This window comes from Geopseudomonas sagittaria (assembly GCF_900115715.1).
Lineage (GTDB): Bacteria > Pseudomonadota > Gammaproteobacteria > Pseudomonadales > Pseudomonadaceae > Geopseudomonas > Geopseudomonas sagittaria.
In genome coordinates this window covers 281401-299340 of record NZ_FOXM01000002.1, presented here as the reverse complement: position 1 = coordinate 299340, position 17940 = coordinate 281401, and the positions used below count along the sequence as shown (strand labels likewise).

Below are 17940 nucleotides of genomic sequence, written 5' to 3'. Positions count from 1 at the left end.
CAGCCCCCGCGCATGCCTTGAAAACCGCGGCCTGCCCGCCTTTTTCGCCCAGCACGAGGACTTTCCCGAGGCACTCCAGCGCACATTGGCACCGCGGCTTCGGCGCTTGGTCGCTCTTGACTGAATTAACCGGTTAGTACATTTTTCCCACCACTACCGGCACCCACGACCGGCGACAAGAACAACAACGGAGAGCGTGCACATGTCGCGTCTGATCCTGGTCCTCAACGGACCGAACCTGAACATGCTCGGCACCCGCGAGCCCGCCACCTACGGCCACGAAACCCTCGCCGACGTCGAGACCCTGTGCCAGCGCACCGCCGCCGAACAGGGCCTGGACGTCGAGTTCCGCCAGACCAACCACGAAGGCCAGTTGATCGACTGGATCCACCAGGCGCGCGGCCGCTGCGCCGGCATCCTGATCAACCCCGGCGCCTGGACGCACACCTCGGTGGCGATCCGCGACGCCCTGGTCGCCGCCGAGTTGCCGGTGATCGAGGTGCACCTCTCCAACGTGCACAAGCGCGAGGAGTTCCGTCACCACTCCTTCGTCTCCGGCATCGCGCTCGGCGTGCTGTGTGGCTTCGGCACCCACGGCTACCGCATGGGCCTGACCCACTTCGCCCACCTGCTCAACGGTTGAGAGCCATCATGACCCAGACTTCCAGCATCCTCGCCGGCCTGATCGGCGCCGGCATCCAGGCCTCGCGCACCCCGGCCATGCACGAGCACGAGGGCGACGCCCAGGGCATCCGCTACCTGTACCGGCTGATCGACCTCGACCAGCTCGGCGTCACCAGCGCCGCCCTGCCGGAACTGCTCGACGCCGCCCAGCGCCTGGGCTTCACCGGCCTGAACATCACCTTCCCGTGCAAGCAGGCGATCATCCCGCTGCTCGACGAGCTGTCGCCGGAAGCCCGCGGCATCGGCGCGGTGAACACCGTGGTGTTCGCGGACGGCAAGCGCGTCGGCCACAACACCGACTGCCTGGGCTTCGCCGAAGGCCTGCGCCGCGGCCTGCCGAACGTCGCCCGCGAGCGCGTGGTGCAGATGGGCGCCGGCGGCGCAGGCGCTGCGGTGGCCCACGCCCTGCTGCAGGACGGCGTGCAGCAGCTGACCATCTTCGACGTCGAGCCGGCGCGCGCCGCCGAGCTGGCCGCCAGCCTCAACGCCAGCTTCGGCGCCGGCCGCGCCCAGGCCGGCAGCGATCTGCCCGCCGCCATGGCCGAGGCCCAGGGCCTGGTCAACACCACGCCGGTGGGCATGGCCAAGCTGCCGGGCCTGCCGCTGCCGGCCGAGCTGCTGCGCGCCGACCTGTGGGTCGCGGAGATCATCTACTTTCCGCTGGAAACCGAGCTGCTGCGCGCCGCCCGCGCCCTGGGCTGCCAGACCCTCGACGGCGGCAAGATGGCGGTATTCCAGGCGGTCAAGGCGTTCGAGCTGTTCACCGGCCGCGCGGCCGATGCCGAGCGGATGATGGCGCACTTCGCCAGCATGGGCTGAGGCGCGCCAGAAGTGGCCGCTGCGGCGGCCACGTACACCGGGACAGGCAGCGCTGGCAGGGAGGCCATGCGCCTGCCAGCCCCGGCACAACCCAACGAGGTCAATCATGAAAAAAATAGCCGACCTTTACTTCCGCCTGCTCAAGCTGCTCATCGTGCTGTGCATGCTCGGCATGGTGGTGCTGGTCTTCGGCAACGTGGTCCTGCGTTATGCCTTCAACTCCGGAATCAGCGTGTCCGAGGAGCTGTCGCGCTGGTTCTTCGTGTGGATGGTGTTCCTCGGCGCCCTGGTCGCCCTCAAGGAACGCGCCCACATCGGTCTGGACAGCCTGGTCAAGCGCCTACCGCCGCTCGGCAAGCGCTTCTGCCTGGTGGTCGGCCACCTGCTGATGCTGTTCGTCACCTGGCTGATCCTCAGCGGCAGCTGGCAGCAGGCGCAGATCAACCTCGACGTGGTCGCCCCCGCCTCTGGCCTGTCGATGGCCTGGTTCTACGGCATCGGCGTGCTGTTCGGCGTCACCGCCGGGCTGATCCTGCTTTATGAACTGTTCCTCGCCCTCACCTGCCGCCTGTCCGACGCCGAACTGGTGATGGTCAAGGGCAACGAGGCCGCCGAGGAGATCGAACACCTGCAACAGCAGCAAGCCCCCGCCGTGAGGAACGCCTGATGACCCTGACCATCTTCCTCGGCACCCTGCTGGGCGGCATGGCCCTGGGCATTCCGATCGCCTTCGCCCTGCTGCTGGTCGCCGTGGCGCTGATGCTGCACCTCGACCTGTTCGACGCGCAGATCATCGCCCAGAACCTGCTCAACGGCGCCGACAGCTTCCCGCTGATGGCCGTGCCGTTCTTCATGCTGGCCGGCGAGATCATGAACGCCGGCGGCCTGTCCAGGCGCATCGTCAACATCGCCATGGCCCTGGTCGGCCACAAGCGCGGCGGCCTCGGCTACGTGGCGATCATCGCCTCCTGCCTGCTCGCCTCGCTGTCCGGCTCGGCGGTGGCCGACGCCGCCGCGCTGGCCGCCCTGCTGGTGCCGATGATGGTGCAGGCCGGGCACAGCCGCGAGCGCTCGGCCGGCCTGATCGCCGCCGGCGGCATCATCGCGCCGATCATCCCGCCGAGCATCGGCTTCATCATCTTCGGCGTCGCCTCCGGGGTGTCGATCTCCAAGCTGTTCATGGCCGGCATCGTGCCGGGGATCATGCTCGGCGCCGCGCTGGCCATCGCCTGGTGGTTCGTCGCGCGCAAGGAAAACGTCGAGATGCCGCCCAAGCGCTCGGCCAAGGAAGTGCTGCACGCACTGCTCGACGGCAGCTGGGCCATGGGCCTGCCGGTGATCATCATCGTCGGCCTCAAGTTCGGCATCTTCACCCCGACCGAGGCCGCGGTGGTCGCCGCCGTCTACGCGCTGTTCGTCGCCGTGGTGATCTACCGCGAGCTCAAGCTCAGCCAGCTCTACGAGGTGATCCTCGGCGCGGCGAAGACCACCTCGGTGGTGATGTTCCTGGTCGCCGCGGCGATGGTTTCCGCCTGGCTGGTCAACATCGCCGACCTGCCCGGCCAGCTGACCGAGCTGCTCGAGCCGTTCATGGACAACCCGACCCTGCTGCTGCTGGTGATCATGCTGCTGATCGTGCTGGTCGGCACCGTGATGGACATGGCGCCGACCATCCTGATCCTCACCCCGGTGCTGATGCCGGCGGTGGTCCAGGCCGGCATCGACCCGGTGTACTTCGGCGTGCTGTTCCTGATCAACACCTCGATCGGCCTGATCACCCCGCCGGTGGGCACCGTGCTCAACGTGGTGTGCGGCGTCTCCAAGCTGAAGATGGAAGAGATCGTCCGCGGCGTCGGCCCGTTCCTGATCGCCCAGCTGCTGGTGCTGGTCCTGCTGGTGCTGTTCCCGCAGCTGGTGCTGGTTCCCATGAAGTTCCTCGCCGGCTGACCGGCCCTACCCTGTCGTTCCCTCCAACAACAATAGAAAGGCACATGACATGAGCAAACTGCTGAAAACCCTGATCGCCACCGCCTGCGCCGCGGGCCTGCTGGTCGCCGGCACCGCCAGCGCCGCCGAGATCAAGGAGCGCACCCTGCGTTTCGCCTTCCAGAACGTCAAGGAGCACCCGCAGGGCCAGGGCGCGCAGAAGTTCGCCGAGCTGGTCAGTGCGAAGTCCGACGGCAAGATCAAGGTGCGCCTGTTCCCCGGCGGCACCCTGGGCGGCGACCTGCAGACCGTCTCCGCGCTGCAGGGCGGCACCCTCGACCTGACCGTGCTCAACTCGGGCATCCTCGCCGCCCAGGTGCCGGAATTCGCCATGCTCGACTTCCCCTACCTGTTCAACAACACCGCCGAGGCCCACGCGGTGATCGACGGCGAAGTCGGCCAGCAGTTGCACGCCAGCCTGGAGAGCAAGGGCCTGGTCGGTCTCGGCTACTGGGACCTGGGCTTCCGCAACCTGACCAACAGCAAGCGCCCGGTCACCAAGCCGGAAGACATGCAGGGCCTCAAGGTGCGGGTGATCCAGTCGCCGATCTACCTGGAGACCTTCAAGGCGCTCGGCGCCAACCCGGTGCCGATGCCCTTCCCCGAGGTCTACACCGCGCTGGAGCAGCACACCGTCGACGGCCAGGAGAACCCCTACACGGTGATCCTCGGCAACAAGTTCCACGAGGTGCAGAAGTACCTGTCGGCCACCAGCCACATCTACAACCCGCAGTCGCTCGTGATCGGCCAGCGGACCTGGCAGAAGCTCAGCAGCGACGAGCAGGCACTGATCCGCGAGGCCGCCGCCGAGGCGCAGACCTTCCAGCGCGAGATCACCGCCAAGGCGCAGACCGAGGCGCTGGACAAGCTCAAGCAGGACGGCATCGCCGCCAACGAGATCGCTCCCGAGGAGGTCGAGCGCTTCCGCGACAAGGTCAAGCCGGTGGTCGAACAGTTCGCCAAGGACCTCGACCCGGCGCTGGTCAAGGCCATGTACGAGTCGATCGACAAGGTACGCAGCGGCCAGTAAGCCGCCGCAGGCCTGCCGAAACGACGACGCCCGCTGGAGACAGCGGGCGTCGTCGTTTTGGAGCGAGCAGGCGCAAGTCCCCCTCTCAGCGCCGATCCAGGTACTGGAACAGCTCCTCCTCCTGCTCGAAGTGCAGGCGCACCAGGGTATCCAGGCGAATCAGCAGCGCCTGCACGTCATCCGCCGGCACCGCGGCAGGATCCAGGATGAGATCGTCGCGCATGCGCGCCAGCAGGTGGATCAGCCGGAAGATCTCGCGGTGGCCGTGGCTGAGCGCCGACAGCGGATCCTCGCCGGCCAGTCGGGCCGCGAGCCACGGGTAGAGCTGGCGTTCGTCGTCGTGCTCGTGCTCGGCCAGCAGCACCTGCAGGTCGTCGACCAGCGCCACCAGCGCCTGGCGGGCCGCAGCCGGCTCCAGCCGGGTGAACTCGCCGGCCAGCTGCTGCAGGCGGGCCAGCAGGCGCGCCAGCTGGACATGTTCGTCCTGCAGACGGTCGACCTGCTCGCCGCTGAGCCACTGCGCCGCCGGCCGGCGCGGGCCGAGGGCGCGCAGCGCGTAGAGGATCACCGCCACGTCGATCAGCTCCTGCACCACCGCGCCGGCCAGCGCCGGCAGGTAGCCGAAGGCGGCGACCAGCATGGCCAGCAGCGACAGGCCCATGCCGGCCAGCACGCTCTGGCGGGCGATCGCGCGGGTCCGCCGGGCGATCTCCAGCGCCTCGACCAGACGATCCAGGCGATCGACCAGCAGCACCACCCCGGCCGCCTCGGCCGAGGCGGTGGCACCGGCCGCGCCCATCGCCACGCCGACGTCGGCCGCCGCCAGCGCCGGCGCATCGTTGATGCCGTCGCCGACCATCAGGGTCGCCCCATCGCGACGGCCGTCCTGCACCGCGCGCACCTTGTCCGCCGGCGACAGCCCGGCGCGCAGCTCGTCGATGCCGGCGGCCAGGGCGATCATCTCGGCGGTTTCCAGGCGGTCGCCGGTGAGCATGACGATGTGCCGGATGCCGGCGGCGCGCAGGCGCCTGACCACCCGCGGCGTCTCGCGGCGCACGCTGTCGGCGAACAGCAGGGCGCCGACCAGCTCGCCGTCGACCTGCACGAAGCTGCCGCCGCAGGCGGCGTAGTCCATCCGCCGCAGGATGCTGGCCGCCCAGCGGCTGTCCGGCTGCTCGGCCTGGGCGAACGACAGGGTGCCGAGCCGGACCCGGTGCCCGCCGACCTGGCCGCACAGGCCCGCCCCGGCGCTCTCCTCCACCGCCTGCGGCGCCTGCAGCGCCAGCTGCTGCTGGTGGGCCGCGCGGACGATGGCCTGGGAGATCGGATGCACCGAGGCCTGCGCCAGCGACGCCGCCCAGCCGAGCACCCGCTGCGGATCGCCGTCGCCGCGGACCTCCACCGATTGCAGCCGGGCCTGGCCGCTGGTGAGGGTGCCGGTCTTGTCGAGATACAGCTGCTGCACCCCGGCCAGCGCCTCCAGGGTGGCGCCGTCCTTGATCAGGATGCCGCGCCGCGCGGCCCGCGAGATGCCGCCCATGATGGCGATCGGCACCGCGAGAATCAGCGGACAGGGCGTGGCCACCACCAGCACCGCCAGCGCGCGCAGCGGATCGCCGCTCAGCCACCAGGCCAGCGCCGCCAGCGCCAGGCTCAGCGGGATGAAGAACAGCGCATAGCGGTCGGCCAGGCGCACGAAGGGCGCGCGCGAGCGCCGCGCCGCCTCGGCCAGGCGCACCACCCCGGCATAGGTGCTCTGCGCGGCGGTCTGCGTGGCCTGCAGCTGGAACGGCTCGCCGATGTTGACCACGCCGCTGGCCAGCAGGCTGTCGCGCTGGCGGGTCACCGGCAGCGATTCGCCGGTCAGCGCCGACTCGTCGAGGCTGGCGGTGGGGCTGAGCAGCCGGCCGTCGACCGGCACCACCTCGCCCAGGCGCACCAGCAGCACCTGGCCGACCCGCACCTGCTCGACCGGCACCCGGCGCAGATCGCCGCCCTCGTCCAGCCAGGCCTCGCGCGGCGCGCGGTCGATCAGCGCGCGCAGCTCGCGCTCGGCGCGCCGGGTGGTGAGGAACTCCAGGGTGCGCCCGGTCGCCAGCATCAGCGCCACCACCGCGGCGACCAGCCACTGCTCGAAGGCCAGGGCGGCGCCGATGGCCAGCAACGCGAGCAGGTCGACACCCGTTTCGCCGCGCAGCAGGCGGTGGACGATCTCGACGCCCAGCACCAGCGCCATCAGCAGGCTGCCCGCCGTCCAGCTCGCCGCCGCCAGCCCGGCGGCGCCCCACCACTGGGCCAGGCCACCGGCCAGCAGCGTCAGGCTGGTCAGCAGCAACAGCGCCGGATCGCGCCAGCGCAGCACTCGTGCCCAGGTTCCCTGCTCCACGCTCGTCTCCCGCGCCTCACGGCCGCACACACATTCAGCTTAAGCCCCGATTAAGCCCTGTCGCGGCGGCCTTCAGGCTGAATTCAGCCTGGCCCCTTACTGTAGTCGCATCGAATCCGCAGGAGCCCTCCCCATGCACAAGAAGCTCGTCACCCTGGCCCTGGCCGGCGCCACCGCCGCCCCGCTGCTGGCCCACGCCCAGCCGCAGCCGCTGACCCTCGACGTCAGCCTCAAGGAGTACCGCGGCAAGGGCGCCTACCTGGCCATCTACCTGACCGACGCCGACGGCCAGTACCAGAAGACCCTGTGGGTCGCCGGCAAGAAGGCCAAGTACTACCGCCACCTGCGCGACTGGAGCCGCGGCGGTGGCGCGCAGCGCGCCGAATTCGACGGCCTGACCGGCGCCAGCGTCGGCAGTGGCGAGAGCCTGACGGTGGAGGTCGAGCTGGAACCGGCCCTGCTCGATGCCGGCTACGAGATCCGCATCGACAGCGCGGTCGAGGACAAGCGCGACAACCGCGCCGAGGTTCGCCTGCCGCTGACCCGCGAGCCGGGCGAAGCCACCGGCAGCGGCTACGTCGACCGCGTCAGCTACCGCTTCTGATCCCCCACGAGGCCCATCCATGAATCGTCGCCTGCACCTGCTGACCAGCCTTGCACTGAGCGCCCTGCTGCTGGTTTCCGCCGCCACCGGGCTGGTGCTCTCGGGCGCCAGCCTGAGCGAACAGTTCGGCCAGCTGGGCGCCCCCGGCGACAGCGTGGCCGTCGTCGCCGAGCGCGTCAGTCAGCAGCTGCCGAACGTCGAGCGCCTGGAGCGCAGCGCCAACGGCACCCTGCTCGCCACCCTCGGCGGTGACGTCGAGGAGCCGCTCCACGTGGTCGACCCGGCGACCGGCGCGGACCTCGGCCCCTACGCCCCCTCGGCCAGCCTCGAGTGGCTGCGCGACCTGCACCGCGAGCTGCTGCTCGGCTCCACCGGTCGCTGGCTGAGCGGCCTGGCGGCGCTGGCCCTGGCGCTGCTGGCGATCAGCGGCGCCGTCCTGCTGGCCCGCCGCCTCGGTGGCTGGCGGCGCCTGCTGACGCCGATCCGCGCCGGCCAGGGCGTGCTGCACTGGCACACGGTGATCGCCCGCTGGGCCCTGCCGGGTCTGGCCGTGCTCGCCCTCAGCGGCCTGTACCTGTCGGCGACCAGCCTGGGCCTGCTCGGCGACGGTTCGGACAACGAGCCGGCCTGGCCCGAAGGCATCCCGGCCGCCCAGCAGCTGCCGGTCGGCACGCTCGCAGCGCTGCGTCAGGTGGAGCTGGCCGAGCTGCGCGAGCTGGAATTCCCCAGCGCCGCCGACGACAGCCACTACTTCAGCCTGCGCACCGCCAGCGGCAGCGGCTTCGTCAACGCCGCCAGCGGCCAGTGGATCAGCTTCCAGCGCAACGGCGCGGCGCAGAACCTCTACGAAACCGCCTACGCCCTGCACACCGGCGAGGGCATGCCGCTGTGGTCCCTGGCGCTGGCAGGCCTGGCGCTGTCCACCCTGTTCCTCGGCGGCAGCGGCCTGCTCGGCTGGTGGCAGCGGCGCGGCCGGGTCGGTGAGCAGGACCAAGGTGTACCGGCCGAACAGGCCGAGGCAGTGATCCTGGTCGGCAGCCAGGGCGGCTCGACCTGGGCCTACGCCCGCCAGTTGCAGACGCAGCTCGAGGCCGCCGGCTGGCCGGTGCATGTGGCCGCCATGAATACCGTACAGGACGACTACCCGCAGGCACGCTGCCTGCTGCTGCTCGCCGCCACCTATGGCGACGGCCAGGCGCCGGACAATGCCGGGCAGTTCCTCGACCGTCTGGCCGCGGCCCGCTGGCCCGAGCGCGGCCTGCCGGTGGCGGTGCTCGGCTTCGGCGATCGCCAGTTCCCACGCTTCTGCGCCTATGCCGAAGCGGTCGACCAGGCCCTGCAGCAGCGCGGCTGCCCGCCACTGCTGGCACTGCAGCGCGTCGACCGCCAGGCCAGCGGCGAGCTGAACGCCTGGGCCGGGCAGCTAGGCGAGCGGCTCTGCACCCCGCTGCGCCTGCAATCGGCGCTGCTGCCGACCAACGAGGTGCGTCTGACCCTGCAACAGCGCCAGTGCTACAGCGAGCGCGGTGGCCAGCCGGCCGTGGTGCTGCGCTTCGCCGTGGCCCCCGGCAGCACCGACTTCGCCCCGGGCGATCTGCTGGCCATCCGCCCAGAGGAAGACGCCGCGCCGCGCCTGTACTCCATCGCCAGCGCCGCTGACGACGGCTTCGTGGAGGTCTGCGTGCGCCTGCATCCGCAGGGGCTCTGCTCGAACTACCTGCATGCGCTGCAGCCGGGCGCAACGCTCGCGGCGAGCATCCAGGCGCATCCGGGCTTTCGCCCCCAGGCCGGCGCGCAGCCGGTGCTGCTGATCGGTGCCGGCGTGGGCGTGGCGCCGCTGATCGGCTTTGTGCGCAAGAACCAGTCGCGCCGGCCCATCCAGCTGTACTGGGGCGGACGCCACGTCGGCGACCAGCTGTATGGCGAGGAACTCCAGCAGTGCCTGGCGGACGGTCGCCTGCAGCGCCTGCAGCGGGCCTACTCACAGGGGCCGACGCCGGGCTTCGTGCAGGACCGCCTGCATGCGGATGGCGCCAACGTGCGTGCGCTGCTGCAACAGGGCGCCCAGGTGCTGGTCTGCGGCTCGCGGGACATGGCGGCCGGCGTGCGCGCCGTGCTGGAAACCCTGCTGGCCGACATGGGCAGCAACCTCGATCAACTCAAGGCACAGGGGCGCTTCCGTGAAGACGTTTACTGAGTCCAGCGCGCTGGTGCGCTACAGCCTCAGCGGGCCGACCATGGGCAGCCGCTTCAGCGCGGTGTTCTTCGCCGCCGCCGGGCTCGACACCCGGGCCATCCAGGCCGAACTGCAAGCGGCGGTGGATCGGGTCGATGGACAGATGTCGACCTGGCAGCCGGACTCCACCCTGATGCGCCTGAACCGCGCGCCGCTCGGCGAGTGGTTCGACCTGCCGGACGAGCTGTACCAGGTGCTGCTCGCCGGACTGCATGTCGGCAGCCTGTCGCACGGCGCCTTCGACATCGCCCTCGGCGCCCAAGTCGGCGCCTGGGGCTTCAGCCCGGCGCCGGCAGGTGCGCCCGAAGCGCCGCGTTGCGCGGCCGCCGCGGCATTGACCCTCGACCGCGAACGGCGCGCCGTGCGCAAGGAAGCCGAGGTCAGCCTTGACCTCAACGGCATCGCCAAGGGCTTCGGCGTCGACCAACTGGCCCGCTGCCTGGAACGCCACGGCACCCAGCGCTACCTGGTCGGCATCGACGGCGAACTGCGCGCCCGCGGCGAGAAGCCCGACGGCCCCTGGCGCGTCGCCCTGGAGAAGCCCGAGTACGGCCGGCGCGAGGTGTTCGCCAGCCTGGAGCTGGCCGACACGGCCATCGCCACCTCCGGCGACTACCGCCACTGGCGCGAGCGCGACGGCCAGCGCTATTCGCACACCCTCGACCCGTACAGCGGCGCGCCGCTGCACAACGGCATCGCCTCGGTCACCGTGCTGGCCGGCAGCTGCCTGTACGCCGACGCCTGGGCCACGGCTCTGATGGTGCTGGGCATCGAGCGCGGCGCCCGCCTCGCCCAGGAACAGGGCCTGGGGGCGGTGTTCCTGGTGCGCGAGGGCGAGCACATCCGCGAGGTCACCGTGGGACTCTGAGCTCAGATCCGCGCCAGCAGGGTACGCGCCTTGTCGATGGCGATCTGCGCCCGCTCCAGGGCGCCGACACCCTGCTCGAGCAACTGCCGGCTAGGCACCTCCAGGCTCAGCGGCAGATTGGCCGGCAAGGCGCGCAGCAGACCGAGCAGGTCGCAGTCGCCATCGCCGGGGAAGCGCCGCTCGTTGCGCGCCTGGCGGAGGATCTCGGCCATGTCGTCCGGCACCGGGCCGGCCACGTCGCACAGCTGGGCGTAGCGCATGCGCGCCGGATCGAGACGGGCCAGGTCCTCCAGCCGCGAGCCCGAGCGGTTGAAGTGGAAGGCGTCGACCAGCACGCAGCCGTTGGCCTGCCCGGCGTTGTCGACGACGCGCATGGCCTGCAGCAGGTCCCTGGCGTCGGTCCAGGGCATGAACTCCAGGTGCGGATAGAGGCCGAAGCCGCCGGCCAGTTCGCAGAAGGCGGCGAAGTTGTCGGTCAGCCGCGCCTCGTCGGGGTCGTTGCCGGCCACCAGCACCGTGCTGGCGCCCAGTTCGGCGCCGGCGGCGAGGATCGGCTCGAACTCGGCGACCACCGTCTCGGGCTTGAGGCGCAGGATCTCGATGTCGAACACCTCGATGCCGGTATCGCGCAGGCGCTGCTGGGTCTGCCGGCGCAGGCCGGCGTCGGCGACTAGCGGGAAGTGGTGCTCCTCGGCGGTGGCCGGCACCAGGCGCAGGCCGACGTGGCTGTAGCCGGCGCGGGCGGCCACCTCGACCATCTGCGGCGGGGACAGCTCGAGCACGGTCAGGGCGGCGAGGGACAGGTTGCGTTCGCTCATGGCGGATCTCTTCTTATTGGAGGGAAAGGAGTTCGGGGACACAGGCGCGGCCGCTCGCGGCGGCGCGCTGGATGGCTTCGAGCAGCGCCAGGGTGTTACCGGCGTCGGCGGCGCTGACCAGCGGCGCGGCCTCGCCGCGGGCGACGCGGACGAAATGCTGCAATTGGCGGGACAGGGCTTCGCCAGGCGTGTTGCTCTCCTGGCTGTGCAGCAGCGGCTGGTGCCAGCCGGCGCCGGGTTCGGCGTACTGCCAGCGCCTGAGCTGCGGGATGCTCAGCGCGCCGAGGGTGCCGGCCAACAGGTAGCACGGCTGGTCGGCCTGCCGCGGGTAGACCGGGTTCTCGCCGGAATCCAGCTCCCAGCTCCAGGGCGCGGCCACCGCGTCCGAGCCGGTCAGGGTGCCGAGCGCGCCGTTGGCGAAACGCAGCAGCACCGCGGCGCTGTCCTCGTTGGCGAAGCCGCGCGCGCCGTTGCTGGTGAACGCCTGCACCTCGACCACCTCGCCGCACAGGTGGCGCAGCAGGTCGAGGTCGTGGATCAGGTTGGTCAGCAGCATCCCGGCGCCCGGCTCGCGGCGCCAGGGGATGTCGAAGTAGCTGTCCGGCTTCTGCAGCTGCCACAGCGCGGTGACTGTGGTCAGCCGACCGAGGCTGCCCTGCTGCACCAGCTCGCGGGCGCGCACGATCAGCGGGTTGTGCCGGCGGTGGTGGCCGACCAGCACCGGCACACCGCTGCCGGTCGAGGCGGCGACCAGCTCGCGCACCTCGTCGAGGTGCACGCCGACCGGCTTCTCCAGCAGCACCGGCACCCCGGCGGCGATGCAGTCCAGCGCGGTGCCGACGTGCAAGGTGTTGGGATTGGCGACGATCACCGCCTGCGGGCGGGCCTCGTCGAGCATGCGCCGGTGCTCGGCGAAATAAGGCACCCCACACTCGGCGGCGAAGGCCGCGGCCTGCGGGCCGGGGTCGGCCACCGCGCACAGCCGGGCTTCAGGCAGGTTCTGGAGATACTGATGGTGCTGACGTCCCATGACGCCGGCACCGATCAGGGCGATACGCAGTGGCTCGGCCAAGGCGGGTTCCTCTTGTTGTTGTGGCGGGCGGGATGGGGGCAGGTGCATCCATCCGCGCCACAACAATCTAGAACCTTGCTCCACTTTTTCGCAAGATGACGCAACCAAGGCTGTTCGATTAACGAACACACCGACTCGAAGGCAACCGGAGTCCACGGCAGACAACGGCCGTCGGCCGGAGCGCGGCATTGAACGCTGGAATCAAGCCAACCGCAGCGGGGCGTGGGTAGTTTGCACGGGAGAGGTAGCCGCTCTTGGAGCGATGGCCGCGGCGGGTGCGCCCTTCTCCAGCGGCCCTAGCGAACCCGGGCATCCAGCCAGGCGCCCTGCGAGCGGCCATGATCGGTGATGGCATCCAGGCGCCGATCGCGCTGATCCAGCATGCGGATGTACGCCTCGATGGCGGCCCGGACGCGGGGCCTCGCCGCATGGCACGGACCACTGACCTTCATGCTGGCCAGCCATTGCTGCGTCGCTCTGGCCGACTCCTTGCCGCCTTCCACATGCAGGTATTCATGCGCCCGCAGTGCGGTGTAGTAGCGCCGCCACTCGGCCGCGACCGCCGGGGGTAAGGTGCCCGGCGCCAGCTGGGGCAGCGTAACGACCGATTCGACCTTCACCGCGGCATTCCTCAGCACGCAGCCCGTCTGCGCCACGGGCACCAGCCTGTAGGTCGTCTTGTAGTGGCTCTTCGTGTTGCCCGCGAACGCGGCCTGCGCGTTGCGCACCGGGGTTCTCTCGATGATCGAGCGGCGGATATCGTCAACGGTCCGCCCGTACACCATGTAGTGCTGTTCACGAACCGTCGAGCTGACCGGCTCCGCAGCCTGGACCAGCGGCGCCAGCGCCAACAACCACCAGACTCCACGCACGCGCCCTCCTCGCCGCCCGCTGACCTGGCTGCGGCGAAAGCCTCTTCCCCGGCATCTCTGCAAGAGAATAGTGCGTTGCTTGAAAGCCTTGGGTGTCGTTGATCGGTCAGCGCCCGCTCTGGGGCCAGCTGCCCATGCCGATCGACCGCCGCTGACCCTCTTCCGCCCTCAGGAAAACAACTCCGACGCCTGACTGGCCTGCGCCAGCTCCTCGCTGGCCGCCAGCAGGCGCGGCGCCAGTGCGTGCATGCGCGCCTCGCCGAGGCGGGCGCTGGGGCCGGCGAGGCTGAGCACGCCGATGGCGTGCTGGTTGCGCGGGTCGCGGATCACCGAGGCCATGGCCGCGGTGCCCACCGCCGAGCTTTCCACCACCCAGGCGTAGCCGTGCTGGCGGGCCAGGCGCAGCCGCTCGAGCAGTGCCGCCTCGCTGCGCGGGGCGTTGGGGCCGAGTTCGGCGGGGTCGACCGGGGTCTGCTGCGCGACGCGGGCCAGGGCCTCTGCGTCGCTCATGCTGGCCAGCCAGGCGTGCCCGGAGGCGGTGGAGGACAGCGGCGCGTCGCGGCCCATGTCCGGGTCGTAGCGCAGGCCGCCGCGCGCGCCCTGGGACTTGGCGATCCAGGTCAGGCGCTCGCCGTCGATCACCCCCAGGCGCACCAGTTCGCCGGTTTCCTCGGCCAGGCGGTCGAGGATCGGCTGCACCACGTCGGCGCCGCTGTTGGCCAGGTAGCGAAAGCCCAGCGCCACCAGCTTGGTGGACAGCTGGTAGCGACTGGTCTGCGGGTCCTGGCGCACGTAACCGAGGCGGATCAGCTCGGCGAGCATGCGGTGGGTGGCGCTCTTGGGGATCTGCAGCTGGTCGGCGAGGCCCTGCAGGGGCATCCCGCTCGGGTCGGCGGTCAGGCTTTCCAGAAGACTCAGTGCGCGTTCGATTTGACTGCCTGCCATGTTGGGTATCCAAGCGTTAGATGCAGAGATTCTAAAAGAGCCGGCGCTCCGGCGAAAACCGTGCGCTGCGGGCCGGGCGCCTGCGCGGGAATGGTGAAAATGTTCCAGCCAGTTAGTTTTGGTTCGATTATCGGGCATCCCGAATTGTGTTTATGAAACCAGGTTCCAATAATCTCGTCACCTGCAACGTCACTCACCCGACGCTGCATACCAATAAATATAAGAACGCAGGTATGCCCCCATGCACCACGCTTCGCACCCTCGCACCTCCACCGCCTTCGTCGCCATGACGGATTGCTGGACCGGCCTCGCCCCTCTCGTCCATCTCGACGGCCACTCGACGCCGCCGCCACAGGCATCCCGACCAGGCAGGCCCCTCGCCGGTCGCCTGCGACGCCTGCTGCGCCTGATCGGCTGACTCCCGGGCAGCGCCCGCTCTCCACCGCCTGGCCAGCTGGAGGTTCGTCCGCGAACCACCAGCGGAGTGACACGTCATGCAAAACACCCTTGAGAAACGACTGGTCGGCGAACTCGCCTTCGTCTGCCTGCTGCTGGTCCTCGCCGCCGCCGTGGCCGTGCAGGCCTACGGTATCGCCGGTTTCAGCGGCATCAGCTCGCCGGGAGCCTTTCCCCTCGGCATCAGCGCCATCCTGCTGCTGGCCGGCGGGCGCATCCTGCTCGACACCCTGCGCCGGCCGGACTCCGGCGCCGGCAACTGGCTCGCCGCCGCGCGGCAGTTCTGCGCGCAGCATTTCCCGCGGCGCATCCTGGTGTTCACCGTGCTGGCGGTGGCCTACCTGGCGAGCATCCAGTGGGCCAGCTTCTACGTCAGCACCTTCGTGTTCCTGCTGCTGTCGATCCTCTACCTGCGCAGCGGCCGGCCGCTGCTGGCGCTGCTGACCAGTGCCCTGCTGGTGGGCCTGATCTACCTGCTGTTCACCCTCGCCTTCAGCGTCTACCTGCCTTGAGGAGCTCACCATGAGCGAAACCTTCTCCTATCTGTTGATGGCCTGGTCGGACCCGAACCTGTTGCTGCTCACCGCGCTGGGCACCTTCGCCGGCATCTACATCGGCGCGATTCCCGGCCTGTCGGTGACCATGGCGGTGTCGATCCTGGTGTCCTTCACCTTCTCCTGGGAGGTCAACAGCGCCCTGGCGCTGATCGTCGGCATCTACATCGGCGGGGTGTACGGCGGCTCGCGCAGCGCCATCCTGCTCAACATCCCCGGCGCGCCCTCCTCGGTGGCCACCGCCTTCGACGGCTACCCGCTGGCCAAGCTCGGCGAGGCCGGTCGCGCCATCGGCCTGAGCACGGTGATGTCGGTGATCGGCGGCCTGGCCGGCGTGCTGGTGCTGGCCAGCGCCGCGCCGGTGATCGGTGACATGGCGCTGAAGTTCGCCCCGCGCGACTACTTCCTGATCGCCGCCCTCGGCCTGCTGCTGGTCGGCAGCCTGGCCGAAGGCTCGCTGGCCAAGGGCGTGTTCGCCGCCGCGCTGGGTACGGTGATCGGCCTGGTCGGCATGGACCCGGTCACCGCCCAGGGCCGCTTCACCCTCGATCAGGTCGAGCTGATGGGCGGCATCCACTACGTGGTGGTGATGATCGGCCTGTTCGGCGTCGCCGAAGCCTTCTACCAGCTGCACAGCCTGGACGTGCCGGCGGTGCGCCAGCAGGTGACCAAGATCGTGCCGTCGGTGGCGATGGTGCTGAAGTTCCTGCCGCTGTCGCTGCGCACCGCGGTGATCGGCGTGCTTGTCGGCGCCCTGCCCGGCGTCGGCGGCGACATCGCCGCGCTGATGGCCTACGACCACGCCAAGCGTACGGTGAAGAAACCCAGCCGACCGTTCGGCCAGGGCGCCTACGAGGGCCTGGTGGCGCCGGAAACCGCCAACAGCGCGGCGGTCGGCGGCGCCTACGTGCCGATGCTGACCCTCGGCATCCCGGGCGATGCGGTGACCGCGGTGATCATCGGCGCGCTGGTGATCCACGGCCTCAACCCCGGCCCGATGCTGATGGTGGAAAGCCCGCACATCTTCTGGTTCACCGTGGGCAACCTGGCGCTGGCCAATATCTTCCTGCTGGTGTTCGGCCTGATGGGCATCAAGCTGTTCGCCAAGCTGGTCGAGCTGCCCAAGGCCATGCTGATCCCGCTGATCCTGGTGCTCTGCGTGGTCGGCACCTACTCGATCAACAGCAGCATGACCGAGGTGTACTGGATGCTCGGCTTCGGCCTGTTCGGCTACTTCCTCAAGGTCTTCGGCTTCCAGATGGGCCCGGTGATCCTCGGCGTGATTCTCGGCCCGATGATGGACAACTCCTGGCGCCAGGCGATGGCCTCGGTCGGCGACAACCCCGCCGAACTGCTCAGCGAACTGGTCAGCAACCCGGTGTCGCTGATCCTCAGCGTCGGCATCACCCTGATCCTGCTCGGCAAGACCCCCGTGTCGGGCTGGCTGAAGAAGAAGTGCAAGTGCACCCCGGTCACCCACTGACCCATAAACAACCGATCCGAAAACAACAACAAGCGGAGTAACTCCCATGCTCAAGAAACTGCTCGTCGGCCTCACCCTCGCCGCCAGCGCCGCCGGCTTCAGCCTCGCCGCCCATGCCGCCTACCCCGAGCGCAGCATCCAGGCGGTGATCCCCTGGGGCGCCGGCGGCGCCACCGACAACGTGATGCGCAGCCTGACCCCCTACGTGGAGAAGGAGCTGGGCGGCAAGGTGATCCTCAACAACCGCCCGGGCGGCACCGCGGTAATCGGCACCAGCTACGTGCTCGGCCAGCAGCCCAACGGCTACACCCTGCTGCTCGGCGCCGAGAACCCGCAGCTGTATCCGGTGCTCGGCCTGGCCAAGTTCGACTACAGCGCGCTCTACCCGATCAACCTGATCGGCCAGAACGTCGCGGTGATCGCCGTGCATGCCGACAGCCCGTGGAACAACATGGCCGACCTGATGGCCGCGGCCAAGGCCAACCCCGGCAGCCTGCGCATGGGCGGCGCCGGCGCCGGCGCCCTGCCGAGCACGGTGCACGCGATGATCAGCGCGGTGGACCAGCTCGAGGTGCGCGAGGTGACCTTCGGCGGCGACGGCCCCGGCATCACCGCGCTGATGGGCAAGCACATCGACTTCATGCCGCTGAGCCTGGCCGCCGCCAAGGAGCTGATCCGCACCGGCAAGCTCAAGGCGCTGGCGGTGGTGAGCACCGAGGAGATCGCCGAGCTGCCAGGCGTCGAGCCGATCAGCAAGACCCTGCCGGGGATCGCCGACTACCTGCCGTGGGGACCGTTCTGGGGCGTCTGGGTGCACAAGGACACGCCCGATGACGTCAAGCAGAAGCTGACCAGCGCCTACGCCAAGGCGGTGGCCACTCCGGAGTTTCAGGCCTTCCTGAAGAACTACGGCGCCAAGTCGCTGAACCTCAGCGGCGACGAGGCCAGCCAGTTCCTCAACCGCTGGCAGTCGGTCACCACCTGGTCGATGTACAAGGCCAAGGCGATCGAGATCGCGCCGGACAGCGTCGGCATCGCCAAGCCCTGATCCACCACCAACCGCCAGGCCCGGCACTGCGCCGGGCCTGGCGCACTCCCCTCCTCGCCAAGCCGCCCTCTCGGAGAAC

At 69.9% G+C, this 17940-nt stretch carries 16 protein-coding genes; 11 read left to right on the top strand and 5 right to left on the bottom strand.

What is annotated here, in order from left to right; genetic code table 11:
• The first annotated feature begins 202 nt into the window (after window positions 1-202).
• From aroQ to BM297_RS03625, 5 genes are all read left to right on the top strand, one after another.
• Window positions 203-643 (top strand): type II 3-dehydroquinate dehydratase, encoded by a 441-nt coding sequence (aroQ, locus tag BM297_RS03645; RefSeq protein WP_092428382.1) that lies wholly within the window; start codon window positions 203-205, stop codon window positions 641-643.
• 8 nt (window positions 644-651) lie between these two features.
• Complete coding sequence (locus BM297_RS03640) at window positions 652-1503, top strand: shikimate dehydrogenase (RefSeq protein ID WP_092428380.1); 852 nt, start codon at window positions 652-654, stop codon at window positions 1501-1503.
• Window positions 1504-1609: 106 nt separating this feature from the next.
• On the top strand, window positions 1610-2170 hold the full coding sequence (locus BM297_RS03635) for a TRAP transporter small permease (RefSeq protein ID WP_092428378.1): 561 nt from the start codon (window positions 1610-1612) through the stop codon (window positions 2168-2170).
• On the top strand, window positions 2170-3450 hold the full coding sequence (locus BM297_RS03630; RefSeq protein ID WP_092428376.1) for a TRAP transporter large permease subunit: 1281 nt from the start codon (window positions 2170-2172) through the stop codon (window positions 3448-3450). Before BM297_RS03635 ends, BM297_RS03630 begins: the two co-directional genes overlap by 1 nt.
• Window positions 3451-3499: 49 nt before the next feature.
• Window positions 3500-4519, top strand: a complete 1020-nt coding sequence (locus tag BM297_RS03625) for a TRAP transporter substrate-binding protein (RefSeq protein ID WP_092428374.1) — start codon at window positions 3500-3502, stop codon at window positions 4517-4519.
• 85 nt (window positions 4520-4604) lie between these two features.
• Here the strand turns inward: BM297_RS03625 and BM297_RS03620 are convergent, their stop codons facing one another.
• Entirely contained in the window at window positions 4605-6905 is a 2301-nt protein-coding gene (locus BM297_RS03620; RefSeq protein WP_245768195.1) for a heavy metal translocating P-type ATPase, read from the bottom strand.
• Window positions 6906-7038: 133 nt separating this feature from the next.
• Here BM297_RS03620 and BM297_RS03615 point away from each other — a divergent pair, with 133 nt between their 5' ends.
• Genes BM297_RS03615 through BM297_RS03605 form a run of 3 tightly spaced genes read left to right on the top strand, consistent with a single transcriptional unit; the run spans window position 7039 to window position 10613 of the window.
• Window positions 7039-7509: a DUF2271 domain-containing protein gene (locus BM297_RS03615; protein WP_092428370.1), complete on the top strand. Its 471-nt coding sequence runs from the start codon at window positions 7039-7041 to the stop codon at window positions 7507-7509.
• 19 nt (window positions 7510-7528) lie between these two features.
• The gene (locus BM297_RS03610; RefSeq protein ID WP_092428368.1) at window positions 7529-9706 is read left to right on the top strand and encodes a PepSY domain-containing protein; all 2178 of its coding nucleotides are present in this window, start codon (window positions 7529-7531) and stop codon (window positions 9704-9706) included.
• Window positions 9690-10613 (top strand): FAD:protein FMN transferase, encoded by a 924-nt coding sequence (locus tag BM297_RS03605; RefSeq protein WP_092428366.1) that lies wholly within the window; start codon window positions 9690-9692, stop codon window positions 10611-10613. The genes BM297_RS03610 and BM297_RS03605 overlap by 17 nt, the downstream gene beginning before the upstream one ends.
• A 2-nt stretch (window positions 10614-10615) precedes the next feature.
• On the opposite strand, the gene BM297_RS03600 is transcribed toward BM297_RS03605, so the two are convergent.
• The 4 genes from BM297_RS03600 to BM297_RS03585 all read right to left on the bottom strand — a co-directional run bounded on the left by BM297_RS03600 (window position 10616) and on the right by BM297_RS03585 (window position 14320).
• The gene (locus tag BM297_RS03600) at window positions 10616-11431 is read right to left on the bottom strand and encodes a sugar phosphate isomerase/epimerase family protein (RefSeq protein ID WP_092428364.1); all 816 of its coding nucleotides are present in this window, start codon (window positions 11429-11431) and stop codon (window positions 10616-10618) included.
• A 13-nt stretch (window positions 11432-11444) separates the two neighbouring features.
• Complete coding sequence (locus tag BM297_RS03595) at window positions 11445-12503, bottom strand: Gfo/Idh/MocA family protein (protein WP_092428362.1); 1059 nt, start codon at window positions 12501-12503, stop codon at window positions 11445-11447.
• A gap of 296 nt (window positions 12504-12799) precedes the next feature.
• On the bottom strand, window positions 12800-13375 hold the full coding sequence (locus BM297_RS03590; RefSeq protein WP_092428360.1) for a DUF922 domain-containing protein: 576 nt from the start codon (window positions 13373-13375) through the stop codon (window positions 12800-12802).
• 168 nt (window positions 13376-13543) lie between these two features.
• Window positions 13544-14320, bottom strand: a complete 777-nt coding sequence (locus BM297_RS03585) for an IclR family transcriptional regulator (RefSeq protein WP_092428358.1) — start codon at window positions 14318-14320, stop codon at window positions 13544-13546.
• A 494-nt stretch (window positions 14321-14814) separates the two neighbouring features.
• Between BM297_RS03585 and BM297_RS03580 the strand changes: the two genes are divergently transcribed.
• From BM297_RS03580 to BM297_RS03570, 3 genes are read left to right on the top strand one after another with little or no spacing between them, the layout of a single operon-like run.
• A complete protein-coding gene (locus tag BM297_RS03580; protein WP_092428356.1) occupies window positions 14815-15288 on the top strand; it encodes a tripartite tricarboxylate transporter TctB family protein in 474 nt (157 codons plus the stop codon).
• A gap of 10 nt (window positions 15289-15298) precedes the next feature.
• Window positions 15299-16813, top strand: coding sequence for a tripartite tricarboxylate transporter permease (locus BM297_RS03575; protein WP_092428354.1), 1515 nt, complete (start codon window positions 15299-15301; stop codon window positions 16811-16813).
• A gap of 46 nt (window positions 16814-16859) precedes the next feature.
• On the top strand, window positions 16860-17861 hold the full coding sequence (locus BM297_RS03570) for a tripartite tricarboxylate transporter substrate binding protein (protein ID WP_092428352.1): 1002 nt from the start codon (window positions 16860-16862) through the stop codon (window positions 17859-17861).
• Window positions 17862-17940: the final 79 nt, after the last annotated feature.